The following is a 25070-nucleotide window of genomic DNA, read 5'->3' on the forward strand; positions in this document are numbered from 1 at the left end:
GCGGTTCGCCGGGTGGTCGACCGAGCCAGGTCTCGGAATCGGCTCACCCCGAGTTCGGATTGACCGGTATGATCCCAGCGTCTGGGGTGCTGTCGGGCGAGGGGGCTGATCGTCGTGTCGCGGGTGTTCATCAGTCATTCCGGCCGTGATAACGCCTGGGCGATCGCGGTGAAGCAGTGGCTGGTCGAACAACAACCGGACCTGGCCCAGGAGATCTTCCTCGATATCGATCCCGAGACCGGGATCCACTCCGGGCAACGCTGGAAAGACGCTCTGCGCGCGGCCAAGGAACGCTGCGAAGCCGTGGTGTGTCTGGTGTCCCGGCACTGGCTGGGCTCGAAAGAATGCGAAGCCGAGTACCGGGCCGCCGAATACTTCGGTAAACGGATCTACTGCGCCCGGATCGAACCGCTGGAGGGCATCAACGACATCACCCGCGAGTGGCAGCGTTGCGATCTGTATGGCCAGGGCCCGCGCACCGAGGTCCATGTCGGAGCCGGTCATGAGCCGGTGGTGGTGCGTACCGCCGGGCTGCAACAGTTGCTTACCGGGTTACGCGCCGCCGGAATCGGCGCCGACCATTTCCCGTGGCCCCCGTCTGGTGAGCCCGACCGTGCGCCGTATCGCGGGTGGGATCCATTCGAACCGCAGGATGCGGCGGTCTTCTTCGGTCGCGATGGCCAGATCGTGCGGGCCGTGGACGCGATGCGGGCGATGCGGACAGACGGAAGCCGACCTTTGTTCGTCGTGGTCGGTGCCTCGGGCACCGGCAAATCGTCGTTCCTGCGGGCCGGGTTGATTCCCCGGTTGTGCCGCGACGACCGGCATTTCGTCGTGCTGGACACCATGCGCCCCGAACGCGACGCCCTTACCGGCCCCCACGGCTTGGCCGCGACCATCCACGCCACTCGCCGACGTCTGGGCCTGACCGCTCCGGGTCTCGGTGACATCAAAACAGCACTCACCGACCAGAACATCGCGGTAATGCGGCAGTGGCTGACCGACATCCAGCATGCGGCGCGCCACCGGCTCGTCGATGCCACAGCCGAGGCTGCGACGGTGGTGCTGCCCATCGATCAGGCTGAGGAACTGCTGTCGGCCGACGCCGGCCCCGAGGCCGCCGGGATGCTGGCATTGCTTGCCGGTTTCCTGTCAGTGCCGGTGGGTGAGCGGTTGTCGCTGATCGTCGCGTTGACCATCCGCACCGACCGCTACGAACACCTGCAATCGAACCCTGATCTGGTCGATATCGACACGGTCGTGTTCGATGATCTCAAACCGATGCCGCGTGACCGGTTCCGCGACATCATCACCGGCCCCGCGCGGCGCAGCCCCCGCCACCTCGAGATCGCGCCGGACCTGGTCGACCGGCTGCTGGCGGACTGCGGTGACGGCGCGGACACTCTGCCGTTGCTGTCGCTGACGTTGGCCACCCTCTACCGCGACTACGGTGGCGATAGCGAACTCACCCTGTCGCATTACACCAAACTCGGCGGGATCGACAACGTCGTGGCGACCGAGATCAGCAAACTTTTGTCCCGCGATCCCGATACTCGCCGCGATGAACTCGTCGCGCTGCGTTTGGCGTTCATCCCGTTCCTGGCCACCATCGCGCCCGAGGGCGAGCGGCCATTGCGTCGTATCGCCCATTGGAGGGATCTACCCGCTGAGGCCCGCCCGCTGATCGACCGGTTCATCGAGGCCCGCTTGCTCGTCAAAGACCACTGGAAGAACGGTGACCGTGAGGAGACCGTTGTCGAGGTTGCGTTGGAAAGCCTACTGCGGCAATGGGACGACCTCGCCGGATGGCTGCGCGAGGAGGCCGACGACCTGCGCACCGCCGAGAACCTCGAACGCGCCGCCGAGGACTGGAACCGCAACGTCCGCGCCACTGCCTGGCTGTTGACCGGCGCACGCCTGATCGCCGCCGAAACTCTCGCCCTGAGACCCGGCTACCGCGAACGCCTCGCTATCGCGCGTGACTACCTGGCCGCGTCCCGGGGACACGAAGACGCCCGTCACGCAGACGAACTCCTCGAAGCCACCGCCCACGCCGCCGCGTTACGCAAACGCGCCCGAATCCTGATCGCACTCACCACTGTCGCCGTCATGGTCGCCGTAACCGCGGGCTTCTACTACTTCCGGGCCGACACCGCCGAACACAACGCCACCAGCCTCGCCAACGCCGCCATCGCAGCGCGCCTTCTCCAAGACGCCCAACAACAATTCACCACCGGCCACGACACGCGCCGCGGCGTACTGGAAGCCATTGCGGCACAGAATTTCTCACCAGAAACAGCCATGACCGGAATGCTCGATGTGCAGTACCAGACCCAGAACATCACCAAGATCGCCGACGTCGGCCCTACCCCCAATGGCATGGCGATCAGTCCCGACGGACGGTGGATGGTCACAGGCGACCACGTGGGCGGGGTGCGCGTGTGGGACACGAACTCCACAGACGGGCCACGCACCCTGCCCGGCAGCGGCACCGAGGGAGTTCCCGCTGTGGCGGTCAGTTCGGATGGACGCTGGGTCGTCGCCGGCGATCTCGTGAGTGTGGTGCGCGTGTGGGACATGACCTCCACCGCCGGACCGCGTGCCTTTTCCCTCACCGGCTCCAGCACCGGCACAGGCGCCGGGGGAGTTTACGCCGTGGCGGTCAGTTCGGATGGACGCTGGGTTGTTGCCGGTGATCGCGCAGAAGTGGTGCGGATCTGGGACACGAACGCCTCCGCGCCCGTGCAGCGCGTCCTGCCTGGCACACGCGCCGAGCTGATCAGCTTGGTGGTCAGCCCGGATGGGCGTCGGGTCGTCGCCGGCGATCGCACAGGAGTGGTGCGGATGTGGGACACGGGCTCCACCGCCGAGCCGCGCACTCTTCCCAGCGACGGCTACAGCCCAGTGGTTGCAGTGGCGGTCAGCCCGGACGGGCGCTGGGTCGTCGCCGGCGATCTCGTGAGTGTGGTGCGAGTGTGGGACGTGACCTCCACCGCCGGACCGCGCGCTCTCCCTGGCAACGGTAATGACTCGGTGACAACGGTGGCGGTCACTTCGGATGGGCGCTGGGTCGTCGCTGGCGACGGCAAAGGTGGGGTGCGGGTGTGGGACATGACCTCCACCGCCGGACCGCGCGCTCTCCCCCGCACCGGTACCGCCCTGGTGGTTGCCGTGGGGGTCAGTCCGGACGGGCGACGGGTCGTCGGCGGTGATCGCGCGGGTGTAGTGCGGACGTGGGATTTGAACTCGTCCGGGAACGAGCCTCGTGCTGTCCCCGGCAGCGGTACCGGCTCCCTACTGATAGACAAGGCGCTCAGTCCGGACGGGCGCTGGGTTGCCACCAATGACACAGCGGGTGTGGTGCGGGTAGGGGACATGAACTCCACCGACGGACCGCGTACCCTCCCCAACGCCAGCACCGACACCGACTTGGTGTATGCCCTGGCGATCAGTCCGGACGGGCGCTGGCTCGTCACCAGCAATACCGAGAGTGCGGTGCGAGTGTGGGACATGACCTCCACCGCTGGGCCACGCGCGCTGCCCAGCACCGGCACAGGTACCGGCATCGGCGCCGGCGCCAAGGCGGTTTTGGCCGTGGCGATCAGTCCCGATGGGCACTGGGTCGTCGTCGGCGATCGTTCGGGTGAGGTGCGGGTGTCGGACATGAGCACCTCGGTGCCCGGGCTGCGCGCCCTCCCTGGCATCAGTATCGGGGGAGTTACCGCCGTGGCGGTCAGCCCGGATAGGCGTTGGGTCGTCGCCGGTGCCCCGAATGGCGGGGTTCTAGTGTGGGACACGAACTACACCGACGGACCGCGCGCCCTGCCCAGCGTGGGCATCGAACGGGTGGTTGCTGTGGCGGTGAGCGCCGACGGACACTGGGTCGTTACCGGCGATCGCGCAGGAGTGGTGCGGGTATGGAGTACCGACCCGAACCAGACCGGGGTCGCTCTGGCCGCCCGCGACGTGGGCATTATCGGTGCCTTGGCGTTGGATCCCGGAAGTCGGTCGATCAATGCCGTATCAACCCATGGCTCATCCCAAGACGAGTTGATCGCTCTCCCGTTCCTGGTTCCGGACCCGAAGCAATTGTGTTCCAAGCTGGCCACGACGATGAGCAGGACCGAATGGGACGAATGGGTGACACCGAACCTGCCGCCCACCCAGCTGTGCGACGGCCTCAAATAACCGACCGGCAGCAGAAGCTGAAACCTGTACGTGACGGTGAAAGCTCAGTGACCAGCTCCCTCGTCCCAACTATCAGAAAGGCGCAGCGTGGCACAGCCAACCGAAGCCACGGTAACCAACCTGGTGTGGGAGCGGCTGACTGATCAGATCGCCTGGTAGAGCACCCAGAGCCGGTCGGCGCAGAAGGCCTACAAGTTCGTCAAATTCGCGCAGCTCGTCATCGGCGCCACCGTCCCAGTCATCGCCGCCCTGCGGCACCGGCCGCTGTGACCGCATCGGTGGCCGCGGTCGTAGTGGTAGCGGAGGGAGCTCAACAGCGTTCCAGTGGCATGCGAACTGGCTGAACTACCGCGCCACCGCAGAAGCGTTGAAGCACGAAAAGTTCATGTACCTGGCCGAATCGGGTCCCTACGCGAGACCGAGCCGACGGAAGATCCTTGCGCAACGGATAGAAAGCATTACGGCACAAGAGAACACCCGCTGGAAATCGACGCACGCCGAAACCGACGAGAACCCCGACGCCTCGTAGCGACCGAGAATGGTCGAGCCAGCCGCCCGCCCGCGATCGGGCCTCCAACTACAGGCACCTGCTACACAGACGTCGGATCCCGCTAAAGCCGCCCACGACCGAAACGGTATGCACATAGCCCGAATCACCCAGCACTACAAAACGATTCGTTCGCCAGCGAATACCGCACGGTTCGAATATCTACACTCCACCAGTAAGAATCGGGCCGGCGAGGTTCCTGTCGCGCCGTGACAATCGTCAGTCGATCCGGTTCACCCGCAACGCCCGATTTACTGTCACCGAGGGGGCGAGCTGCGGTTGCCGAAGATCGGGGATGTGAGGGTGGCGTGGTCGCGGGAGTTGCCGTGCGAGCCGTCGAGCGTGTCGGTGATCTCCGACAGTGCGGGCAGGTACTTTGCGTCGTTCGTGGTCGAGGTCACCGGCGAGGCGCTGCCCGAAGGTGTTTGCGAGGTCGGCATCGACCTTGGGTTGAGGAGGTTCGCGGTGCTCAGCGACGGACAGGCCGTCGCCTCGCCGAGGTTCTTGCGTCGGGCTGAACGGAGGTTGCGGAAATCGCAACAAGCGTTGTCGCGCAAGGAGAAAGGCTCCAGTAATCGGGTGAGGGCCCGGCTCAGGGTTGCCAGGGCTCACGCCACGGTGGCCGATACGCGTCGCGATTTCGCGCACAAACTGTCTACGGCGATCATCCGCGAAAACCAAGCGGTTTATGTCGAGGATCTGTGTGTGAAAGGGCTTGCGCGGACTCGTCTGGCGAAATCTGTGCACGACGCCGGGTGGGGGATGTTCACCTCCATGTTGGAGGAGAAAGCTGCCCGGTACGGGCGGTATTTCGCGAAGGTCGACCGGTTCTTCCCGTCGTCGCAATTGTGTTCGGAGTGCGGGGTGATCGATGGGAAGAAACCGTTGTCGGTGCGGTCGTGGAGGTGCCGGTGTGGCGTGGTGCACGATCGGGATGTGAACGCGGCACGAAACATTCTCGCCGCCGGGCAGGCGGAGAGACGAAACGCTTGTGGAGCGCGGGTAAGACCGGTATCTGTTCCGGCTCTGCGTGTTGAGGCAGGAACCCGCCGAGAGCGCCGTTCGGCGCTGGTAGGGATCCCCAGCCTTTTAGGCCAGGGAGGATGTCAATCGGTCCACAGCACCCACACCTTGCTCTCGCACGCCAGCGCATGACCGTCCGCGGTGCGTGCGCTCTTGGTTGTGCCGGAAACTTCGCATTTCGTCCCGGCCTGCTGCACGGCCGTCGCGATGGTGTATGGCCCTGCCCACTGGTAGCCGCCACTCGCCGGAGTGGCCAGGCATAGCAGGGTGTTCCCGTCCGCGCCCGTACCGATGAGCGCGGGGTCCGAACATGCCGTGCCCTTCTTCGGAGTGACCAGGTTGGTCGCCGCAGAGGTCGTGGTCACCGGCGGCGGCGCGACCGTGGTCGGCGCCACCGTCGTCACGACGACGGGCGGCGCGGCAACGGTCGATACCTCGGTGACCTTGTTCGCGCGCGACACGGAATCGGTCCATGCCGCTCCGGACAACGCCACGAATCCCGCGAGCGCCGTCGCCTCGGCCACCCCGATCAGCAGCGCGGACACCGCCATCGCCTTGCCACGTGGATGACTGAAGGCGATGAAACCGAACACAATCGCCACCGGAAACAACCCCAGCAACGCGGCAACCAGCGCGACGATCGCATACGGGTTCACGATGGGCGGAATCTCCACCCGCAACCGACCCGTCCGGCGACGACCGGGCTGCGGCGCCTCCGACCAGCGTCCCTCGGCGTCCGCCTCGGGCCAACGCTCCTCGGATTCCGATTCCTGCTGCCAGTTCTCCTCGTGCTGCGCCTCTGGCCAGCGCTCGATCTCACGGCGTTCCATCCGTGCCATGCCAGGTCCGTCCCTCTCCACACCACAACCGCGCAGGAGCCTCGGACTGCCCGGACCCGCCCCGATATCGACACAGAATAGGGGCGAACAGCCGCAGGATCATCCGAAACGTCCAATCGGCCGTCATCAAAGCGTAATAACGAAGCCGGAGCAACATTTCGCAGCAGTGGGAACAGTGCGATTTCCGCTGCGCCCGCCCCGGAATAACGAACCAGCAAATACCCCTCGCGGATCGCGCGGCCGAGGTCCATGCTGATCACAGGGTGAAATCGCTGATCATGTGCTGACTCGAAACCAGGAGGAGACATGTTCGGTAGTACCGATTCGACCCAAGGGCGGCCGTGGCACGCTCATGCGGGCGATCTGCTCGGCGACGACTACAACGTGCCCGGCCTGATCCTGTGCGCCCTCGGCATCGTGGCGATGGCGTGCACCCTCACCGCAGCCGGATCCGGGTTCACCGGCTGGACGCAGATCGGCGCGATCGCGACCGCCATGCTGTGGATAGCGGGCATCGGCGCGCTGGTCGTCGAGCATCGGCGCGAGGAAGTGATCGAGCTGAAGTACGGCAGACAGGGGCACGCGCCAGGACATGTCCGGCACGTTCGCTACGGCGCCGCGCCGCGCGGCACCACGACATCGAGCGAGCCGGCCCGCGAGCTGACCTAGCAGCTCGAACGGGCCGCCTCCGCGCTCACCGGCGCGGGTCCACTTTCGGCATCGTTTCGGTCATCAACGTCATCAGCATGTCCGCGAGCAACACGTGCACCTGTTCGCGGGTGAGTGTGCCTCGGGTGATCCACTCCCGCCCGGCCACCTTCACCAGACCACCGAAGGCGCGGACCATCGCGCGCAATTCCGCACTGTGTGTCGAATCGGCGCGTCCGACCATCAGCAGCATGCGCTCGGCGGCCGCGTCGTCGGCTTGGTCGAGGATGTGCTGCACCTCGGGGTCGTTGCCGACGCCCTCGTGACTTGTCACCTTCACCCAGGTGCTGCCGTGTTCGGAGATCACGTCCAGCAGCCAATGCACGCTGGCGTCGACTCGCTCGCGATCGGTGCCGCTCGGCGTCACCATGTCGTCGAGCCGCGGCAAGGTGACCATCCGGCGCACCACGGCGAGGTAGAGGTCGCGCTTGTTGCCGAAGTAGTGATTGATCAGGCCGCGCGCCACACCTGCGCGCTGAGCCAGCTCGGCGGTCGAGACGGCCGCGTAGGGACGCTCACCGAACATGTCGATCGCGCAGGCGAGGATCTGCGCGCGCCGCTCATCGGGTTCCAGCCTGCGCCTGCGCGGCTGCGCCTCGTCGGAGGACGCGGCCGCCGACGAAGCCACCTCACCCCTGACTTCAGAGAGACCGGGCAATGAGATCCTTCATCACCTCGTTGCTGCCCGCGAGGATGCGCAGGACGCGGGCGCCGGTATAGAGCTGGGAAATCGGATACTCCGTCATGTAGCCGTAGCCGCCGAACAGTTGCAGGCAGCGGTCAACCACGATACCCAGCTGATCGGTGAGCCAGTACTTGGACATCGCAGCAGTGGGAATGTCCAACTCGCCGCGCAGGTGCTTGACGATGCAATCGTCGAGGAAGGTGCGACTCACCGTGGCGATGGTCGCGCACTCTGCCAGCTCGAACTTGGTGTTCTGCATCGCGAACAGCGGCTTGCCGAATGCCTCACGGCCTTTGGTGTAGTCGACGGTCAGCGCGACGGCCTTCTCCATCATGGCCACCGCGATGATCGCGGTCACCAGTCGCTCCTGGGCGAGCAGCTGCATCATTTGATAGAAGCCTTGGCCCTCGGACTCCCCGAGCAGGTTCGAGGCGGGCACCCGCAAGCCGTCGAAGAACAGCTCGGCGGTGTCCTGGGCCTTGCCGCCGATCTTGTTCAGGATGCGACCCCGCTTGAATCCCGGGGTGTCGTCGCCGACCTCGGCGAAAATCAGCGAAACGCCTGCGGCGCCCTTGGTCGGGTCGGTTTTCACGGCGATGATGATGCCGTCGCACAACCAGCCGTTGGTGATGAAGATCTTCGAGCCGGTGATGACGTACTCGTCGCCTTCACGGACCGCCCTGGTCTTGATGTTCTGCAGGTCCGAGCCGGTGCCGGGTTCGGTCATACCGATCGACAGCACCATCTCGCCACTCGCGGCCTTGGGCAGCACTCGCCGCTTGAGTTCCTCGGAGCCGAATTCGTTCAGGTAGGGCGCGATAATCGAGCTGTGCACAGGCATGCCGAGCGAGCCGTCACCGGCGAATGCCTGCTCCTCGATTATGGCCGCGTCGTGCGCGAAAGTGCCTCCACCGCCACCGTATTCGCTCGACAGCGCGGTGCACAGCAGACCGAGCTCGCCGGCGCGATTGTAGAGCGCGCGGTCGGGATGCCCCTGGGCGACGAACTTCTCCTCGTGCGGGACGACTTCCTTTTCGAAGAAGGTCTTGGCCAGGTCCCGTACCGCTTCGACCTCGTCATCACTCCACGCGGCGCGTGCCATCGCTCGATCCTTTGCTCGCCTCGGGCCGGCCTCGACGCCGACTCCTCGCCATCAGATTCCACCACTATTGGCATGATGTCAACAAGGCGAGCACGCGTCGGTATCGCCCGCCGCTTTCACACGGGCAGCGCAGGTCAGGTTGCGGACTGTTGCGACTGGTTGGCTGCCGCCAAAGACGTGAAGATCGGGGTGTCCGGGTCCGCCGAGATGCCTTGACGACGCAAGAAGCCATCGATCAGGCCCCAGACGAACTCGACGGCTTGATCGACGAACTCGACGGTCGTAGCAGGCCGCGACACCTCCGCATCCCCCAGCCACAGATCGGTGATCGCCACGACCACTCCGACGACCGCACAGGCCAGATAGTCGATGCCCGTTGCAGCGATCGGGATGGATTCGGCGATTTCCCGCGCCTGCTCGGCGAATCGGCCCGCCACCGCCCGCCCGAGGTCGAATTGCAGTACCGATCCATCGGCTTTCTGCGTGACGTGCGCCTGACCGAGGAAGCGAAAAACGTTGGGGTGCTCCAGAATACTGTCGGCGTAGCCGGTCAGGACGCGGCGCAGCGCGGTGCGTGGCGGCTGCAGCATAAGGGTGAGATCGTTGCCTGCCGCAGCCCCGGCCGCCTTGGCCATCCGATTGCCGATCTCGGTGTACAGATCCGCTTTGTCGGCGAACTGGCGATATAGCCGCGGCTTGGTGATGTGGGCCTCGCGCGCGATGTCGTCCATGCTCGGGCGCGGACCATCCCGGTCGATCACCCGAATCGCTGCGTCGACGATCTCCTCGCGGGTAATCGTCCTCGCGGCGGATCTGGCATCGGATCTGGGCACAATCGGAGCATAGCGTACCGACAGTACCACTACTGATTGCCTCGCAACCGGATCGGAATGGCTTGTGCAACTGCTCATCACGTGACAGACCTCATAATTCTCCTCCGCTGGCGCCCATTGATTTCCGATCCTTCGTACTGCCAGTATCGGATCACGTACCAGCGGTACACCAGGATCTGCGACAGCACATCGATCGAGGCGCGAACATGAACGAACAGCCCGACAGCACCGACCCGACCGACCTCCGACGACCGGACCGGCAGTCGACCGTGGCCGTCGAGGGCGCCGAGCTGGCGGTGTTCGAATGGGGCGATCCGGCCGCGGAACCCCTTGTCCTCGTGCACGGCGTCACCGATACCCATCGCGTCTGGACCAGGGTGGCGGCACTGCTGAGCGACGGCTTCCGCGTGGTCACCTATGACGTGCGCGGCCACGGCCGGTCCGCGAAACCCGCTGCGCTGCCGGACTATCGACTCGAGCGGCTCGCCGCGGACTTCTACGCCGTGATCGACACAGTCAGCCCGCGCAGCCCGGTGCATGTGTGCGGCCACGGCTGGGGCGCGGTGCAGGTGTGGGAGGCAGTGTGCGATCCGCAGGCGAACACCAGGATCGCCTCGTTTACCGCCATCTCCGGCCCCAACCTCGACCATGTGGGAATACTGTTGCGCGACATCTCATCTCCGTCACGACACCTCCGCAGACTGGCCACCGACCCGGCCTGGATGCTATGCGGCGCCGAGTCAGCGCCCGCCGCCGTGCAACGTATCGCCTACCCACCACGAGTGCGTTCCTGGCTGATCGAGCGGCTCGGCGGAGTCCCACGCGTATACGCGCCGATCGCGGCCACCTGGCACACCGATCTGCTCGCCGGAACCCGCATCGTGCGGGCCAATCTGCTGCGCCATCTGCTGCGCCCACGGGATCGGCACACGGCGGTGCCGGTCCAGCTGGTGGTCGACACCACCGACGTGTTCGTGCCGCCGTTCCTCTATGACAGCAGTGCCCCTTGGGTGGATCGCCTGTGGCGCTGCGCGATTCCCGCCGACCACTGGCTCCCGGTGACCGAGCCGCTGCTCGTCGCCGAGGCCATCGCCAACTTCGTCGAAGACCTGCACGCGGCCGACGCGACCATCCCGCGCCGCTAGCCGGTGCTCGCCACCGACGCAGCCCGACAACGGACGGAGACGATGTCCGATGCCGCCCACACGCTGACACGGGCCGCGGTGCTGCGCGGGTGACGAGCACCCTCGACGGTGCAGCCGGGGTGCGACCAGCGCGCCGAGCCCTCGATGCGACAATGAATGCGTCAACCGCCCCAGTTCACGAAGGATAAACCCGCATTCCGATGGCCGAGAACACCGCGTCGACCTCGCCCGATACCCAGGCCATCGACCCGGCCGAACTGGCCATTTGCCTGCGTGTGCTGGAACAGGCCGGGCAGCTGGACAAGGACGATCCCCATTCGATCGCCGTGCAGCGCGCCGTCGGGCACATGTTCAAGAAGCTCAAGCTCCGCCGTCGCAGCGAGGCAAGGGACGCGGTTGCGGCCGCGGATCGCTCGGTGGTCGCGGCGACGGCGACCGGGTCGCCCAATCGGATCGATGACGAGACCGCGGGCATCCCGCTGACCTCGAACGCCGCGGGCGCGAGCGCGGGCACCCTGCTCCGGCCGCGCCCCTGCTACATGTGCAAGCAGCGCTACACCCGCGTCGACGCCTTCTACCACCAGCTCTGCCCGGAGTGCGCGGCCAGCAGCCATGCCAAGCGAGACGCGAGGACCGATCTGACCGGCCGTCGCGCGCTGCTGACCGGCGGTCGCGCCAAGATCGGCATGTACATCGCACTGCGACTGCTGCGCGACGGCGCACACACCACCATCACCACACGTTTCCCCAACGATGCCATCCGCCGCTTCGCCGCCATGGACGACAGCGCGGACTGGCTGCATCGACTGCGGATCGTCGGCATCGACCTGCGTGACCCCGCTCAAGTAGTCGCTCTCGCCGACGATGTCGCCGCACAGGGCCCGCTCGATATTCTCATCAACAATGCCGCGCAGACCGTGCGCCGCTCCCCCGGCGCCTACAGCGCACTCGTCGATGCCGAATCCGGTCCGCTGCCCGCGGGCGCGCTGCCGGACATGGTGAGCTTCGGCAAAACGATGCAGGCGCATCCGACCGCGCTGACTGCCTCGCTCACGCCGAGTCTGACCGCCACGGACGTCGCCGAACTGGCGTTGGTCGCGGGATCGGCGACACCGGAACGCATTTCGCGCGGCGTTGCGATCGACGCGGGCGGTCTGGTGCCGGATCTGGCGCATACCAACAGCTGGGTGCAGACCGTCGCCGAGGTCGATCCGACCGAACTGCTCGAGGTGCAGCTGTGCAACTCGGTCGCGCCGTTCATTCTGGTGTCCCGGCTACGTCCCGCCATGGCCGCGTCGCCGGCGCGACGCAAGTACGTCGTCAACGTTTCCGCCATGGAAGGCCAGTTCTCCCGCGCCTACAAGGGCCCCGGCCATCCGCACACCAATATGGCCAAGGCCGCGCTGAATATGCTCACCCGCACCAGCGCCAAGGAAATGCTCGAGGAAGATTCGATCCTGATGACCGCCGTCGACACCGGCTGGATCACCGACGAGCGCCCGCACTACACGAAGGTCCGCCTGGCCGAGGAAGGCTTCCATGCCCCGCTCGACCTGGTCGACGGGGCAGCTCGGGTCTACGATCCGATCGTCCAGGGTGAAAGCGGCACAGACCTGTACGGCTGCTTCCTCAAGGACTACCAACCGTCGCCCTGGTGAATCGCCGCCGCGTGACCTCCGACGCGGGCAGAATCGCATCGAGACCGATCCGACAACCCCAAGGGGCACCATGGCCAATCACGGCGGGCTCGGCGCGCTGGTGCGCGACCTGTTGCCACTGCTGCGCTGGTCGAACATCCGCTTCGTGCTGGGCGGGTTGAGTCTGCTGCGCACGGGGCAGGTCGGCGACGGCCGTGAGGCCGCACTGCGCGACCACGTGCTCACCAACGCCACGGCGGGTGATCCGGAGAGCGTGCTCGCCACCATCGACGATTTCGCCCGCAATCGCAGCATGCTGATGAATATCGGAGACGAAAAAGGGCTGATTTTGGATGCGGCGGTCCGGCGGGCCACCCCGACACTGCTGCTCGAACTGGGCACCTACTGCGGCTACAGCGCGGTGCGCGTGGGGCGGCTGATACCCGCGGACGCACGGCTGGTGTCGGTGGAGGCCAGCCCCGCCAATGCCGAGATCGCCCGCGCTGTCATCGAACACGCCGGATTGACGGATCGGGTCAGCGTGGTGGTCGGCAAGATCGGCGACGGCGGCACGACGGTGCAGCGGCTGCTCGACGAGTACGGATTCGCCGTCAGCGCACTGGATTTCGTGTTCATCGATCATTGGAAGACCGCATATCTGCCGGACCTGAAAACGATCATCGCAGCGAATTGGCTGCATCCGGGGACGATCGTGGTGGCCGATAACGTCAAAGTGCCCGGCGCACCGCGTTATCGGCGCTACCTGCGCGAGCACGAGGGCACCTCCTGGCGCACCATCGAACACAAGACTCACGTCGAATACCAGTCGCTGCTAACCGACCTGGTGCTCGAGTCCGAATATCTGGACTGAACGCCGTCACCTGCATATGCCGTGCCGGCAGGCGAGCTGTGCGCTGCCGCTGCGCGACTGCACCACACCGCCGAAACGACTACGCTGAAAACGTGCTGTACCGGCTGCTGGCCGACGTTACCGCCGCCGTGCACTTCGCCTTCGTGGCCTACGTGGTGGTCGGCGGATTTCTCGCGTGGCGCTGGCCGCGCACCATCTGGCTGCACTTGATCGCATTCGGATGGGGCTTCGGCACCGTCCTGTTCGGAGTCGATTGTCCGCTGACCTATCTGGAGAATTGGGCGCGCCACCGGGCCGGTGTGGCCGGGCTCCCGTCGAGTGGGTTCATCGACCACTACCTGACCGGAGTGATCTACCCGGAGAGCGCGCTGGGGTTGGTGCGGGTGCTGGTTGCGGTGTGTGTCGCGGTGTCGTGGTCCGGATTCGCGTGGTTGTCGCGGCAGCGGGCGGGCAGCCGCGTACGAACTTCCGGATAGCCATGATCGCATCGGCCCGACACCCGGAATGGACTCGCCCCGAAGGGGTTTCACGCCACCGGGTGGTGGCGTGCCAAGCTCGCTGTGATCAGGTCGGCCACCTCGGCGACCTTCTCGTCCACATAGAAATGCCCACCCGCGAACACCGCACGCTCGAACCTTCCCGCGGTGTGATCGCGCCACTCGTCGGCCTGCGCCGGGACCACCGTGGGATCCTCGGTGCTCACCAGCGCGGCGATATCCCCGGCGAGTGGCCCATCCGCGCAGTAGACGTAGGTCTCCACCGCCTGATAGTCGCTGCGGACAGCAGGCAACACCAGCTCGGCGAGACCGGGGTCGTCGCGCAATATCCGCACCGATGCCGGGTCGGTCGCCAACCGCTCCAGATCACCGATCAGCTCGTCGTCCGACGCGAGGTGCAGACGCCCCGGTTCCAGGTAGGTCGGCGCGGGACGGCCGGAGACGAACAGCGTGGTCACCGGCTGGCCTGCGCGCTCGAGCAGGCGGGCCGTTTCGAATGCCACCGTCGCTCCCATACTGTGGCCGAACAGCGCCAATCGCTCGACCGGCCCTTGGCGCAAGATCTCCTCGGCGATCCGACTCGTCAGCGTCTCCATATCCGAGATCAGGGGTTCGCCGAGCCGATCCTGCCGACCCGGATACTGCACGGCGGCAACGGCAATACCGGGGCCGAGCTTCGCGGCCAACGTCCGGTACGCGGTAACGGACCCGCCGCCCGGCGGCATGCAGACCAGTTGGTGTCGCGCCGCGGCGTCGGCCCGCAGCACTCGCAACCAGTCCGTGGCCGCGATGGTTCGGCGCACGTCGATCTCCTTCTCGGTCGGAACAGCTCGTGAGCGGACATTCCTTTGTAGCAAGTTCGCGCCGCGGTGTGGGCCGATGTGGCCGCCCCTGGTCGGGTGTGGCGGGTTATTCTTGCCGCTCCGGTGAGCTGTTCGTATCGACGAGGCGGTAGGCATGACGGAGTGGACGACAGAGCAGGACAGCGGATCGACCACCATCGAGATTCGGGTGCCTGCACTGCTCGAGCAACTGGTGATGCTGCGGGCCCTCGCCGAAACCGTCGCTCTTATCGCGGATTTCGGGCTCGACGAGGTCACCGACATTCGGCTGGCACTCGACGAGATCGCCACGGAGCTGATTCTCGACGCCGTTGCGGACACGACCATCGATTGCCGGTTCACCTATCGCGAGTCCGCGATGCTCGTGCGGGTCTCCTCCGTCGCCGCGTCGAATACTGTACCGGGCCAGGGTAGTTTCGGATGGCATATCGTGCGTACACTCACCGACACCGTGCACGCCGTACAGGCCCCGCTCGACGCCGCCACCGGCGGCTATCCGACCATCGTCGATTTCCACTGGGTGCGGGGCGGCTCCGATGGTTGATGAGCAGGTCTCGTCACCGGCGCCGCGACCGCGGCGAGCTCGCCCAGGCACAGATCCCTATGACAACATCGAACCACTGCTGACCGAACTCGCCGCTGTTCGCACAGACGATCCACACCGAGAGGTGTTGCGCCAGCGGGTAATCGAGCGTTGCCTGCCGCTCGCCGAGAACATCGCGCGCAAATTCAGCGGCCGTGGCGAGAATTTCGACGACTTGCTGCAGATCGCCAGAGTCGGCCTGGTGCAAACCGTCGACAGGTTCGACCCCGCCTTCGGTGCGTCGTTCCTGTCCTTCGCCGTGCCGACCATCATGGGCGAAGTACGACGACACTTTCGCGATCACACCTGGGCCTTACGAGTTCCACGGCGGCTCAAGGAAATTCAACAGGCGATTGGCCCGGCCACCGAAGAGCTGGCGCAGCGACTCGGCCGCATACCGAGGGCAAGGGAGATCGCCGAGGAAATCGGCGCCGACCTGACCGAGGTCACCCAGGCGCTCATCGCACGCAACGCCTACCAAACCGCACCCCTCGACCCCTCGCCCAGCGGCGGCGATGACAGCCCTACGACCTCGGTACTGGACACCTACGGCGCCGACGAATCGAGCTATCGCACCGTCGAGGACTATTTGGCGGTCGAACCGCTCATTGCCGCGCTGCCCGAGCAGCAGCGTCAGGTGTTGATCATGCGTTTCTTCAAGTCCATGTCCCAGGCCCAGATCGCCGAACAGCTGGGCTGCTCCCAGATGAACGTCTCCCGCATCCTGTCCAAAACCCTCAACACGTTGCGCGAGCAGGCATTACGTGACTGACCGAGCACCGCGCTGCCCTCAGAGCCGGGTATAGTTCTCGTTGTCCTGCTCGAACGCGGTGAGGATGTCCGGCGTCAGTGTCGGACGAGTGTCGGCGATGGCCGCAAGGTAGTCCGCAGTGCTCGCGGGTTCACCACTACCACTGAGCATCTCACGTTCGAATGCAGTCTGGGCGCTCTTGCGTGCCGCGAACTCGATATCAGCGGGAGTGAAAAGTGCACTCGCGCTGACTAATCGGTCGAGATCGATGCGATCGCTGGCAGGCCCGAGATACCGAAGCCAAATTGCATTGCGGGCAGGCACATCCGGCGGACCGATCGGGATCACGTAGTCGAAACGACCCGGCCGCAGGAGGGCCGAGTCCAACGAACGCACGGAGTTCGTCGCGCACACCAGCAGGCGACTGTCCTTCTCCCGGAAGGCCGGAATCAACTTGAGCAGCTCATTGGTGACACCGTGCGCGGCGCTGGTTGCCGCACCCGAGCGGGCAACGGCGATCTCCTCGACTTCGTCGATGAAGAGCAAAAGTTCGTCGAGTTCCGCGATATCGTCGAACGTTTCTCGCAGTGAGGCCGCCAAGCCGCCCGACGCGGCCGCGGCCAACCTCGAGGGGAACAGCTCGACGAACGGCCAGCCCAGGCGCGAGGCCACTGCTTTCGCGAAACTCGTCTTGCCGGTGCCGGGTGGCCCGAACAAAATCACGCTCTTGGGCGTCTGCACACCATGACGTTCGGCGATGTCCCTATTCGCAAGCGGCAGCACGATCCGGCGTTCAATGACATCTTTCTCCCGGTCCATGCCTGCCATCGACTGCCACAGCCCCGGGGGCAGCAGTCGCCCACCCAACTCGGTGAGCAGGCTGCTCTGCTCAGGGCCGAGGCGCTCGCGCATCTCGTAGTAGACCAAACCGTCGCGGCGCAGGTAGCCGGAGTTTTCGAAGGCGACAGCGCCCGTCGCCCCCGCGGGTAGCAGGGCGCAGATCCGCCGGACACCGGCGGTCCGCAGTCGCCGCTCGAGTTCGGCGAGCAAAGCGCTGCCGATACCGCGTTCCCTCCAGCGCGACCCCAGCGCAACCAACAGCACCCAGGCGCGCTCGCCCTGTACCTCGGCAACCGCCATCCCGACCATCTCGGCACCGACCTCGGCAACCACCGCCGACAGCCCCTTCCGCGCCGCCGCCATCACCTCGGCAACGGCGAAGACGGGTTCGGCAGACCCAGGATTTCGACTCTGATCCCAGATCTGGATCGCCTGATCCAGGTCGTCATCGCGAAAGTCGCGCAATCGCCACACCGGCATGCACACCTCGACTCGGGTCCGGGTGCCCCACTTGTTTCCAGTGAACACCCATCGACGACACCCCGACAAGGACCCCCTCCGCCGCTGCGTTGCGGCCGGACGCCAGTGGCAGTTGGATGCCACCCCCAACAACAGGTGTCCTCGTTGCGGTGTAGAGGGCGGGCGTGTGGCACGCCATCGCCGATCCCGCCACAAGCTGCTGCGTTTTGCGCGCAGATTCCGGACAGTCGAGTACCGTATTCTGGATCCGCGAGGTGGTCACGGCAGCGCCCCTGAGATCATCATCCAGGCACGCGAAGTCGTTGGGGGCCAACGAGACCACTACCGTGTGCTGTGACAGTATGGGCACTCGTGAGTCGCAAAGCCGCTGCAGCTAGAGTGTTCGATCCGGTGAACGCGCACGAACGGCTGCTGCACGACTACGAATCCGGCATCGGTGTCCCCGGCTCCAGCATTGCGCCGCCCTTTGTTCCCGGCAGGTATCTCGCCGCCACCCTGCCGGTCTGGGCGCTGGCCGCCGGATCGGTCGCGGCGCTGAACACCGCGGCGAACCGCATCAGGGTCGCGCACGGCCTGCACCCGGTGGCGTATCGGCTGGACCCGGACCGCATCACCGCTGCATTCTCCAGCGAACGCTTGTTGCGCATCGATGGACAGCCGCCGACGATGTTCGCGGAGCTGTCCGGCTTCTTCCCCACTTTCGACGGCTGGGTCCGCACCCACGCCAACTACTCGCACCACCACGTCGGGCTGCTCGCCGCACTCGGTCTGCCCGCCGACGTCCCGATCGATCTGGCCGTCGCGCAGATGGCGATGAGCCGCGCCTCCGATATCGAGGAGCGGGCCGCCGAGGTGGGCGCGATCGCCGTGCGGGTCCGCACAGAACAGGAATGGGCCGGGAGCCCGCAAGGACAGGCCGCCGCGGCCGGACCATTGGTCGCGATCGACTTGCGCGACGACCGTGGCGAGTCCGGATTGCCCATCGGCGCAACGCCTTTGCAGCCACTGCGCGGCGTCCGTGTGCTCGATCTGACCCGCGTGATCGCCGGACCCGTGGCGACCCGCACACTGGCGCTGCTCGGCGCCGAGGTGCTGCGTGTCGATCCGCCGCAGCTGCCCGAGATCCCGTGGCAGTTCGCCGACACCTGCCAGGGCAAACACTCCACCCTGCTCGACGTGCGCGGCAAGCTCGCTGCGCTCGATGACCTGCTGGCCTCTGCCGACGTGCTGATCACCGGATACCGGCCCGGCGCACTCGAACAGGCGGGGCTCCGTGCGGCCGCGCGCCCCGGACTGGTGCACGGCCGGGTCAGTGCGTGGGGCGAATCCGGCCCTTGGGGCAACCGGCGCGGTTTCGACAGCATTGTGCAAGCCGCAGTGGGTATTTCGATCATCGAGGGCGCTGCGGCAGTCCCCGGCGCACTGCCTGCGCAGGCCCTCGACCACGCATCCGGCTACCTGCTCGCCGCCGGCGTCATCGACGCGCTCGTCGCACGAGCCTCCGACGGTATCGGCCGCGATGTCCGAGTAGCCCTCGCGCGCACCGGTTCCTGGCTGCTCGACGCACCGGACCGCATGCCGAGCCATCCACCAGCCGCCGCGCCCAACCCCGCCGCGACCGTGATGCACCGAAATGTGGTCACCGCCGCGCCCGCGCTGCCCGAGTATCCCGATTACGCCTGGCCTGCTCCCGCCTACGGTGCGGGGGCGGCCGCGTGGCCCGTGCGCACGCGCTGACCGAGCCCGGCGGCGCTTCGGTCCTGCTGGCGGCGCGCGAAGCGTTCCTGCACGGCGTACATGTCACAGCGGCCATCGCCGCTATTGCCGCACTGACGATTTCGGTGGTCGCGATGGTTCGGCTGCGTCACATTCCACCCGGTACACTCGAACAGGACTGACCCGGTCAGGTGCGCAGATCCTGGGCTAGCACCGCAATGGCTTCGGTGAGCCGAGCGCCGTCGGGCAGATTCTTGCCACGGGTGATCATCCACAGCACACCTAACCCCTGGGTGAGAACGAAATACAGCTCCGCGATCGCCCGGGCGACGTCCTGATCCAGTTCGGGATGTGCCTCCTGGAGCGCATGCGTGATGTCGGCGTAAGCACCGGTGAGGCTGTCGGTCATGAATTCCTGCGACTCTGGTGAGCGCGTGACGCGCAACAGGTTCTCCAGACTGGCCAGCATCCCCTCACGATTGTTCTCGAACACCTCCGCCATGCCGTCCCACATCTGAGCGAACGCCTCTAGCAGCGGTTTGCCGCTCGTGGCGCCGATCAGCGCCTCCATGCTGTCGCCGATGTCACTGCCGAGCGCCTCCGTCAGCGCCTCGGTGATCAGTCGCTCCTTGGAGCCGAAGTGGTAGCCGATCGCGGCCAGACTCACCCCCGCCGCCGAAGCGATATCCCGCGCGGTGGTCTTCGCAACACCGCGTTCCAAGATGGCCTTACGTGCTCCCGCCAGTAGATCTTCTCGATTTCCCATGCCTCTCACCATACAACGTCTAAGACACACGTACTAGACAGTCGTGCCAAAGATGTGTTAGACATTCGTCTGACACAAATGTCCTCAGAAGGGATCGGGATTATGAGCACCACCCGCACACTCCACGTCCTTGTCAGCGGTGGCGGAATCGCAGGCAACGCGGTGGCACTGCAATTGCTGCGCGCGGGCATCCGCACCACCATTGTGGAGCGGGCCCCCGAGCCGCGACCCGGCGGCCAGGCCGTCGACCTTCGCGGACCCAGCCGCGAGGTGGCCGAGCGAATGGGATTGATGCCGGGCATCCGCAAATACCAGCTCGATGAGCGCGGCATGGCCTATGTCGACAGGAACGGCCAGGAATACGCCAGGATGCCCGCCGAAATGTTCGACGGCAAAGGCCCGGTCGCCGAAATCGAGATCACTCGCGGCGATCTGAACCAGGTGCTGCTCACCGAACTCGCCACTGCGGGAGGCGAACTCGACTACCGCTACGCGGAGTGGATCGAGGGCCTGGAGCAGAACGACACGGGCGTCGAGGTCACCTTCGGGTCGGGCGCCACCGAAGGCTTCGATCTAGTCATCGGCGCGGACGGTGTGCACTCGGCAACACGTGGGCTGGCATTCGGTCCGGAAGAACAGTTCGCGACATACCTCGGCGGCTACATGTCCTTCTTCACCATGCCGACGCCCGCCGGTTCCGAGCCCGGCTGGTTCAAGATGCACACGATCCCCCGCGCCGCGGTCGCGATCCGTCCCGACGCCGAGCCCACCACCTCGAAGGCGATCATCACCCTGCGCACCGACGCCGATCCGGCACTGCGTCGCGATGTCGGCGCGCAGCAGCAGCTCATCCGGGGCATGCTCGCCGAGGCAGGCTGGGAGGCCCCGGCGGTGCTCGCCGCGATGGCAACAACGCCGGACTTCTATTTCGACGAGCTGGCTCGCGTCGATATGCCGACCCTGGCGGCAGGACGGGTCACGCTACTCGGTGACGCCGGCTTCTGCGGCTCCCCGATGACCGGCATGGGCACCGCGATGGCCATCGTCGGCGCCTACGTGCTCGCCGGCGAAATCGCCGCCACCCCAGACGATCTCACCGGCGCGCTGGCCCGCTACGAGAACATCGTCACGCCGTTTCTCGCCAAGGCCAAGGACCTGCCCGGCGGCGGCATCAAGATCATGCTGCCCAACTCGCGCCTTGGCACCCGGATGGTCCGCGCCAGCATGAAGCTGATGACCTCACGACTGTTCCGACCGGTGATGATGAAGATGATGACCGACACCGACGACTTCGAGCTGCCCACATACTGAGCCTCGACCCGGACGGTGCGACGCCGCTCGCTACGCTCGCAGTGTGCGGCAGCAGATCATCATGGACGTCGATACCGGGATCGATGATTCCCTCGCGCTGCTCTATTTGCTGGCTTCCCCGGACGCCGACATCGTCGGCATCGCCGCTACCGCAGGCAATGTGCCCGCACCGCGGGTGGCGGCGAACAATCTCGCGTGGCTGGATGTGTGCCGGGCGCCCGACATCGAAGTCGCGCTCGGCGCTGCCGAGCCCCTGGCCATCCCACTGCGCACCACCGAGGACACGCACGGGCCGCATGGGGTCGGCTACGCGGAACTGCCGGAATCCGCACGTTCGCTTTCGCGCCGGTCGGCCGCCCAGATGTGGGTCGAGCTGGTACGCGAGCGCCCCGGGCAGATCGTCGGCCTGTGCACCGGACCGCTGACCAATCTCGCGCTCGCCCTTCGCGTCGAGCCCGAGTTGCCCCGGCTGCTGCAACGACTGGTCATCATGGGCGGCGCATTCAACCATCCCGGCAATACGACGCCGACCAACGAATGGAACGTGCACGTCGACCCGGAGGCTGCCAAGGAGGTCTTCGATGCCTTCTCGGCCGCGCCGCCCGACCGCCGACCGATCGTGTGCGCGCTCGATGTCACCGAGACCATCGAGATGTATCCCGTCCACCTTGAGCTGCTGGCCGAACGCGCGGGCAGCCTGCCGGTCGAGCAAGTGTCGGACACCGATTCGCCCGAGGCTCGCTCCGGCACGAGCAACCCCATCGTCCGCCACCTGACCGACGCGGTGCGGTTCTACTTCGACTTCCACCGCACCTATGACCAGGGGTACCTGGCACATATGCACGACCCGTTCGCGGCGGCGATCGCCCTCGACCCCGCGCTCGCCGCCACCCGTCCGGCAACGGTCGATGTCGAACTGATCGGAACGCTCACCCGGGCAACCACGGTGGCCGATTGGGCCGGGATGTGGGGCCGGGAACCCAACGCCGACATCGTGATCGGCACCGATCCCGCGGCATTCTTCGAACGAATGATCACCAGGATCGGCGACTTCGCCCGAGCCGTTTACCCGCCAGCGACACCTGAGGATGCGTGATGATCGGCGACAGCAACGACGACAATTCCTATCTCGCCGATTTCCGCACCCGGCTGGACCTGCCCGGAATCATCGACGTGCACACACATTTCATGCCGGAGCAGGTGATGCGCAAGGTGTGGGCATACTTCGATTCCGCGGGTCCGTTGACCGGCAAACCATGGCCGATCGCCTACCGCGACGACGAGCAGGTCCGACTCAAAACGTTGCGCGGCTTCGGTGTTCGCGCCTTTACCTCGCTGGTGTACCCACACAAACCGGATATGGCGGCGTGGCTCAATGAATGGACCGCCGACTTCGCCGAACGGACCCCGGACTGCTTGCACACCGCGACCTTCTACCCCGAACACCACGCCGCGAGCTACGTCGAGGCGGCCATCGAGCGCGGCGTCCGGGTATTCAAGGTGCACATCCAGGTCGGCGACTTTCATCCCGCCGATCCCTTGCTCAATCCGGTTTGGGGGCTGATCGAGGACGCACAGATCCCGGTCCTGATCCATTGCGGTTCCGGGCCCGCGCCCGGGGGATACACCGGACCCGAACCCATAGCCACACTGCTGCAACGTTTCCCGCGGCTGCAGCTGATCATCGCCCACATGGGCACAACAGAGTATTCCGAATTCCTTGATCTGGCACAGGATTACGCCGGCATCCGCCTCGACACCACCATGGTGTGGACCGATTTCAGCGAGGCCGATTCACCCTTTCCCACCACCGAACGCGGCAGGCTGCACGACTTCGGTGACCGCATCCTCTTCGGCAGTGACTTCCCGAATATCCCCTACCCTTACGGTCATTCGATCTATGCGCTGGAGCGGCTCGAACTCGGCGACACCTGGCTGCAGCAGGTCTGCTATCGAAACGCCGGCCTGCTCTTCCGGATCGAATGACCGTCGAAGTCGTCAGACAGATGCGACGGTGAACCTGGTCCTGGAGTGCGCCGGACGCTCGGCCTCATCGAGTAGCGCGACCGCGAAATCCTCCATGGAGATCGTCGAGATCCCCTCCGCGCCTGCGAGCAGTTCGTCGGCGCCGAGCCGGTAGGCGCCGGTTCGCTGCCCCGGCACCAGTTCGGCGGGCGGGCTCACGTAGGTCCAGTCCGCGTCGGCGTCGGCGCGGCAGATCGCCAGCTGATCGGCGCACGCCAGCGCGATCGGCTGCAGCTCGGCCGGGAAATCGGGGATCTCGTGCAGCATCGCACCATCGGCGCCCGGCACGGTCAGGGTGGATGCGCCCCCGACGACCAGCAATCGAACGCCGGTCCGCGCCGAACCGGCCAACAGCACCGTGGTGAGCGCGGGCAGTTCGTGTTCACGACCCGACGCCGGTCGCGTCGCGGTGATAATCACATCCGCTGCGGCACCGAGCATCTCGACGTCGGCCGGATTCGAGGCATCGCCGGTGCGGAGCTCCGCTCCGGAAGGCACCGCTGCCGCGCGCGCAGGGTCACGAACCACCGCGACAACCTCATGACCTCGCGCGAGCGCCTCGGCCACCACCCGGCTACCCACGTCACCCGCCGCGCCGAACACTGTGATGCGCATGATGTCTGCCTCCTCCGGGCCATTGCCCGCCGGGATTACTTAGCCCTAAGAAACATAGCTTAGCGATAAGCAAAATCTCTATGAGATAATTCACCACTGAGATATTCGCTAGGCTGCAGAGGTGGCCGATCATGTCGAACAGGTGCTCATGCAGTGGCAAGCACAACGCCCTGACCTGGACGTCTCCCCGATGGCAGTCTTCGGACGGCTCAGCAGGCTTTCCCAATTGGCCGGCGCCGAACTGCGCAAAACCTTTGCCACACACGGACTCGACGCCGCATCGTTCGATGTGCTCGCCACGCTGCGCCGCAACGATCCCCCACACTGCCTGACCCCCACCGAGCTCATGCGCTCCGCCATGGTGACCTCCGGCGCCATCACCCAACGCCTGGACCGCCTGGAGGAGCGCGGCCTGGTGAGCCGCGCCCGCAATGAGCACGACGGCCGCGGCATCCTGGTGACACTCACCGAGGCCGGGCGCGAACTCATCGACGCCGCGCTCCCCGACCACCTGGCGACCGAAAAACGACTACTGACGCCGCTGTCCGACGCCCAACGCGATGCGCTCGCCGAAACGCTGCGCACACTGCTCGAAACCTTCGGCGATACCGCCTGATTCGGCACGCGCCACCGGGTTCACGGTGGTGGCCGGATTGCTCAGTCGGCCAAGTCGACCCGAATCGTCAGCAGATTGGTGCCGAAGGCGCGGACCATCGTGCTGTTCATGCGCGGCAGCGTGGCGAGTCGAGCAACGGCGTCATCCTCGGGCATCAGGTGTGCGATGCCGTCGTGCCAATGGTTCTTGATGCGCACGCGCACAGCGGGTTTCGCCTTGATGTTACGGACATAGTCGGATTGGTCGCCATGATTGGAGACCATCCAGAAGGTCGCGCCCACCTTCTTCCCGCCCACCGGCGTACGGCGTGGCGCACCAGACTTGCGTCCGGTTGTCTCCAGCAGGATCTGGTCCCGCATCCGGGTGGTGATCGGGTTGGCGAGGCGACGATGGAAGGCGTGATCGAGCCGAAGACGCCACGAATTCGAAGTCTGGGAAGTCATGATTCGA

Annotated in this window: 25 protein-coding genes; 16 read left to right on the forward strand and 9 right to left on the reverse strand. The window is 65.9% G+C overall.

Translation table 11 applies throughout. From position 1 onward, the window contains the following. The first annotated feature begins 123 nt into the window (after nt 1-123). The 3 genes from OHQ90_RS28330 (at nt 124) to OHQ90_RS28340 (ending at nt 5890) form a co-directional block, all read left to right on the forward strand. Nucleotides 124-4188 carry an nSTAND1 domain-containing NTPase gene (locus tag OHQ90_RS28330; protein WP_328402583.1) on the forward strand — a complete coding sequence of 1355 codons (4065 nt, stop codon included), beginning with the start codon at nt 124-126 and terminating at the stop codon, nt 4186-4188. A 340-nt stretch (nt 4189-4528) separates the two neighbouring features. Then, on the forward strand, nt 4529-4717 hold the full coding sequence (locus OHQ90_RS28335; RefSeq protein ID WP_328413146.1) for a DUF4231 domain-containing protein: 189 nt from the start codon (nt 4529-4531) through the stop codon (nt 4715-4717). Between the two features lie 321 nt (nt 4718-5038). Further along, the gene (locus OHQ90_RS28340) at nt 5039-5890 is read left to right on the forward strand and encodes an RNA-guided endonuclease InsQ/TnpB family protein (protein ID WP_328413148.1); all 852 of its coding nucleotides are present in this window, start codon (nt 5039-5041) and stop codon (nt 5888-5890) included. Here OHQ90_RS28340 and OHQ90_RS28345 read toward each other — a convergent pair. Then, nucleotides 5842-6597 (reverse strand): DUF4190 domain-containing protein, encoded by a 756-nt coding sequence (locus OHQ90_RS28345; RefSeq protein WP_328402585.1) that lies wholly within the window; start codon nt 6595-6597, stop codon nt 5842-5844. The two genes, OHQ90_RS28340 and OHQ90_RS28345, sit on opposite strands and share 49 nt — an antisense overlap. A gap of 306 nt (nt 6598-6903) precedes the next feature. Here OHQ90_RS28345 and OHQ90_RS28350 point away from each other — a divergent pair, with 306 nt between their 5' ends. Continuing rightward, nucleotides 6904-7266 carry a hypothetical protein gene (locus OHQ90_RS28350; RefSeq protein ID WP_328402587.1) on the forward strand — a complete coding sequence of 121 codons (363 nt, stop codon included), beginning with the start codon at nt 6904-6906 and terminating at the stop codon, nt 7264-7266. 25 nt (nt 7267-7291) lie between these two features. Here OHQ90_RS28350 and OHQ90_RS28355 read toward each other — a convergent pair whose 3' ends face one another. From OHQ90_RS28355 to OHQ90_RS28365, 3 genes are all read right to left on the reverse strand, one after another. Continuing rightward, a complete protein-coding gene (locus OHQ90_RS28355) occupies nt 7292-7963 on the reverse strand; it encodes a TetR/AcrR family transcriptional regulator (protein WP_442941195.1) in 672 nt (223 codons plus the stop codon). After that, the gene (locus OHQ90_RS28360; protein WP_328402589.1) at nt 7947-9092 is read right to left on the reverse strand and encodes an acyl-CoA dehydrogenase family protein; all 1146 of its coding nucleotides are present in this window, start codon (nt 9090-9092) and stop codon (nt 7947-7949) included. The genes OHQ90_RS28355 and OHQ90_RS28360 overlap by 17 nt, the downstream gene beginning before the upstream one ends. Nucleotides 9093-9226: 134 nt before the next feature. Next, on the reverse strand, nt 9227-9925 hold the full coding sequence (locus OHQ90_RS28365) for a TetR/AcrR family transcriptional regulator (protein WP_328402591.1): 699 nt from the start codon (nt 9923-9925) through the stop codon (nt 9227-9229). Nucleotides 9926-10131: 206 nt separating this feature from the next. On the opposite strand from OHQ90_RS28365, the gene OHQ90_RS28370 reads away from it, so the two are divergent. From OHQ90_RS28370 to OHQ90_RS28385, 4 genes are all read left to right on the forward strand, one after another. After that, nucleotides 10132-11070, forward strand: coding sequence for an alpha/beta fold hydrolase (locus OHQ90_RS28370; RefSeq protein WP_328402593.1), 939 nt, complete (start codon nt 10132-10134; stop codon nt 11068-11070). 200 nt (nt 11071-11270) lie between these two features. Then, nucleotides 11271-12728 carry an SDR family NAD(P)-dependent oxidoreductase gene (locus tag OHQ90_RS28375; protein ID WP_328402596.1) on the forward strand — a complete coding sequence of 486 codons (1458 nt, stop codon included), beginning with the start codon at nt 11271-11273 and terminating at the stop codon, nt 12726-12728. Between the two features lie 70 nt (nt 12729-12798). Continuing rightward, the gene (locus OHQ90_RS28380) at nt 12799-13578 is read left to right on the forward strand and encodes an O-methyltransferase (RefSeq protein ID WP_328402598.1); all 780 of its coding nucleotides are present in this window, start codon (nt 12799-12801) and stop codon (nt 13576-13578) included. A 92-nt stretch (nt 13579-13670) separates the two neighbouring features. Then, a complete protein-coding gene (locus OHQ90_RS28385; protein ID WP_328402600.1) occupies nt 13671-14054 on the forward strand; it encodes a DUF2784 domain-containing protein in 384 nt (127 codons plus the stop codon). A gap of 50 nt (nt 14055-14104) precedes the next feature. Here the strand turns inward: OHQ90_RS28385 and OHQ90_RS28390 are convergent, their stop codons facing one another. Continuing rightward, complete coding sequence (locus OHQ90_RS28390) at nt 14105-14878, reverse strand: thioesterase II family protein (RefSeq protein WP_328402602.1); 774 nt, start codon at nt 14876-14878, stop codon at nt 14105-14107. 154 nt (nt 14879-15032) lie between these two features. Between OHQ90_RS28390 and OHQ90_RS28395 the strand changes: the two genes are divergently transcribed. Then, nucleotides 15033-15461, forward strand: coding sequence for an ATP-binding protein (locus OHQ90_RS28395; protein WP_328402604.1), 429 nt, complete (start codon nt 15033-15035; stop codon nt 15459-15461). Next, the gene (locus OHQ90_RS28400) at nt 15454-16272 is read left to right on the forward strand and encodes an RNA polymerase sigma factor SigF (RefSeq protein WP_328402606.1); all 819 of its coding nucleotides are present in this window, start codon (nt 15454-15456) and stop codon (nt 16270-16272) included. Before OHQ90_RS28395 ends, OHQ90_RS28400 begins: the two co-directional genes overlap by 8 nt. Before the next feature lie 18 nt (nt 16273-16290). Here OHQ90_RS28400 and OHQ90_RS28405 read toward each other — a convergent pair whose 3' ends face one another. Then, the gene (locus tag OHQ90_RS28405; protein WP_328413153.1) at nt 16291-17571 is read right to left on the reverse strand and encodes an ATP-binding protein; all 1281 of its coding nucleotides are present in this window, start codon (nt 17569-17571) and stop codon (nt 16291-16293) included. Nucleotides 17572-17961: 390 nt separating this feature from the next. Here OHQ90_RS28405 and OHQ90_RS28410 point away from each other — a divergent pair, with 390 nt between their 5' ends. After that, nucleotides 17962-19308, forward strand: a complete 1347-nt coding sequence (locus OHQ90_RS28410; protein WP_442941501.1) for a CoA transferase — start codon at nt 17962-17964, stop codon at nt 19306-19308. Then, nucleotides 19287-19469, forward strand: a complete 183-nt coding sequence (locus OHQ90_RS28415; protein WP_328402608.1) for a hypothetical protein — start codon at nt 19287-19289, stop codon at nt 19467-19469. Before OHQ90_RS28410 ends, OHQ90_RS28415 begins: the two co-directional genes overlap by 22 nt. Before the next feature lie 5 nt (nt 19470-19474). Here the strand turns inward: OHQ90_RS28415 and OHQ90_RS28420 are convergent, their stop codons facing one another. Further along, a complete protein-coding gene (locus OHQ90_RS28420; protein ID WP_328402610.1) occupies nt 19475-20053 on the reverse strand; it encodes a TetR/AcrR family transcriptional regulator in 579 nt (192 codons plus the stop codon). 102 nt (nt 20054-20155) lie between these two features. Between OHQ90_RS28420 and OHQ90_RS28425 the strand changes: the two genes are divergently transcribed. The 3 genes from OHQ90_RS28425 to OHQ90_RS28435 all read left to right on the forward strand — a co-directional run bounded on the left by OHQ90_RS28425 (nt 20156) and on the right by OHQ90_RS28435 (nt 23350). Continuing rightward, a complete protein-coding gene (locus OHQ90_RS28425) occupies nt 20156-21364 on the forward strand; it encodes an FAD-dependent monooxygenase (protein WP_328402612.1) in 1209 nt (402 codons plus the stop codon). 61 nt (nt 21365-21425) lie between these two features. After that, on the forward strand, nt 21426-22460 hold the full coding sequence (locus tag OHQ90_RS28430) for a nucleoside hydrolase (protein ID WP_442941502.1): 1035 nt from the start codon (nt 21426-21428) through the stop codon (nt 22458-22460). Then, nucleotides 22460-23350: an amidohydrolase family protein gene (locus tag OHQ90_RS28435; RefSeq protein WP_328402616.1), complete on the forward strand. Its 891-nt coding sequence runs from the start codon at nt 22460-22462 to the stop codon at nt 23348-23350. The genes OHQ90_RS28430 and OHQ90_RS28435 overlap by 1 nt, the downstream gene beginning before the upstream one ends. A gap of 12 nt (nt 23351-23362) precedes the next feature. Here OHQ90_RS28435 and OHQ90_RS28440 read toward each other — a convergent pair whose 3' ends face one another. Further along, the gene (locus OHQ90_RS28440; protein ID WP_328402618.1) at nt 23363-24004 is read right to left on the reverse strand and encodes an NAD(P)-dependent oxidoreductase; all 642 of its coding nucleotides are present in this window, start codon (nt 24002-24004) and stop codon (nt 23363-23365) included. 121 nt (nt 24005-24125) lie between these two features. On the opposite strand from OHQ90_RS28440, the gene OHQ90_RS28445 reads away from it, so the two are divergent. After that, nucleotides 24126-24620, forward strand: coding sequence for a MarR family winged helix-turn-helix transcriptional regulator (locus tag OHQ90_RS28445; RefSeq protein WP_328402620.1), 495 nt, complete (start codon nt 24126-24128; stop codon nt 24618-24620). 41 nt (nt 24621-24661) lie between these two features. Here OHQ90_RS28445 and OHQ90_RS28450 read toward each other — a convergent pair whose 3' ends face one another. Then, entirely contained in the window at nt 24662-25063 is a 402-nt protein-coding gene (locus tag OHQ90_RS28450; RefSeq protein ID WP_328402622.1) for a nitroreductase/quinone reductase family protein, read from the reverse strand. Nucleotides 25064-25070: the final 7 nt, after the last annotated feature.

The sequence above is a fragment of the Nocardia sp. NBC_00403 genome (assembly GCF_036046055.1).
GTDB lineage: Bacteria > Actinomycetota > Actinomycetes > Mycobacteriales > Mycobacteriaceae > Nocardia.

Excerpts from the sequence above, each read along its gene's own strand:
- OHQ90_RS28450 (WP_328402622.1), bottom strand. The coding sequence starts at position 25,063 with ATGACTTCCCAGACTTCGAATTCGTGGCGTCTTCGGCTCGATCACGCC.
- OHQ90_RS28405 (WP_328413153.1), bottom strand. The coding sequence starts at position 17,571 with ATGCCGGTGTGGCGATTGCGCGACTTTCGCGATGACGACCTGGATCAG.
- OHQ90_RS28360 (WP_328402589.1), bottom strand. The coding sequence starts at position 9,092 with ATGGCACGCGCCGCGTGGAGTGATGACGAGGTCGAAGCGGTACGGGAC.
- OHQ90_RS28435 (WP_328402616.1), top strand. The coding sequence starts at position 22,460 with ATGATCGGCGACAGCAACGACGACAATTCCTATCTCGCCGATTTCCGC.
- OHQ90_RS28350 (WP_328402587.1), top strand. The coding sequence starts at position 6,904 with ATGTTCGGTAGTACCGATTCGACCCAAGGGCGGCCGTGGCACGCTCAT.
- OHQ90_RS28400 (WP_328402606.1), top strand. The coding sequence starts at position 15,454 with ATGGTTGATGAGCAGGTCTCGTCACCGGCGCCGCGACCGCGGCGAGCT.
- OHQ90_RS28370 (WP_328402593.1), top strand. The coding sequence starts at position 10,132 with ATGAACGAACAGCCCGACAGCACCGACCCGACCGACCTCCGACGACCG.
- OHQ90_RS28380 (WP_328402598.1), top strand. The coding sequence starts at position 12,799 with ATGGCCAATCACGGCGGGCTCGGCGCGCTGGTGCGCGACCTGTTGCCA.
- OHQ90_RS28395 (WP_328402604.1), top strand. The coding sequence starts at position 15,033 with ATGACGGAGTGGACGACAGAGCAGGACAGCGGATCGACCACCATCGAG.
- OHQ90_RS28420 (WP_328402610.1), bottom strand. The coding sequence starts at position 20,053 with ATGGGAAATCGAGAAGATCTACTGGCGGGAGCACGTAAGGCCATCTTG.
- OHQ90_RS28430 (WP_442941502.1), top strand. The coding sequence starts at position 21,426 with ATGGACGTCGATACCGGGATCGATGATTCCCTCGCGCTGCTCTATTTG.
- OHQ90_RS28345 (WP_328402585.1), bottom strand. The coding sequence starts at position 6,597 with ATGGCACGGATGGAACGCCGTGAGATCGAGCGCTGGCCAGAGGCGCAG.
- OHQ90_RS28375 (WP_328402596.1), top strand. The coding sequence starts at position 11,271 with ATGGCCGAGAACACCGCGTCGACCTCGCCCGATACCCAGGCCATCGAC.
- OHQ90_RS28425 (WP_328402612.1), top strand. The coding sequence starts at position 20,156 with ATGAGCACCACCCGCACACTCCACGTCCTTGTCAGCGGTGGCGGAATC.
- OHQ90_RS28440 (WP_328402618.1), bottom strand. The coding sequence starts at position 24,004 with ATGCGCATCACAGTGTTCGGCGCGGCGGGTGACGTGGGTAGCCGGGTG.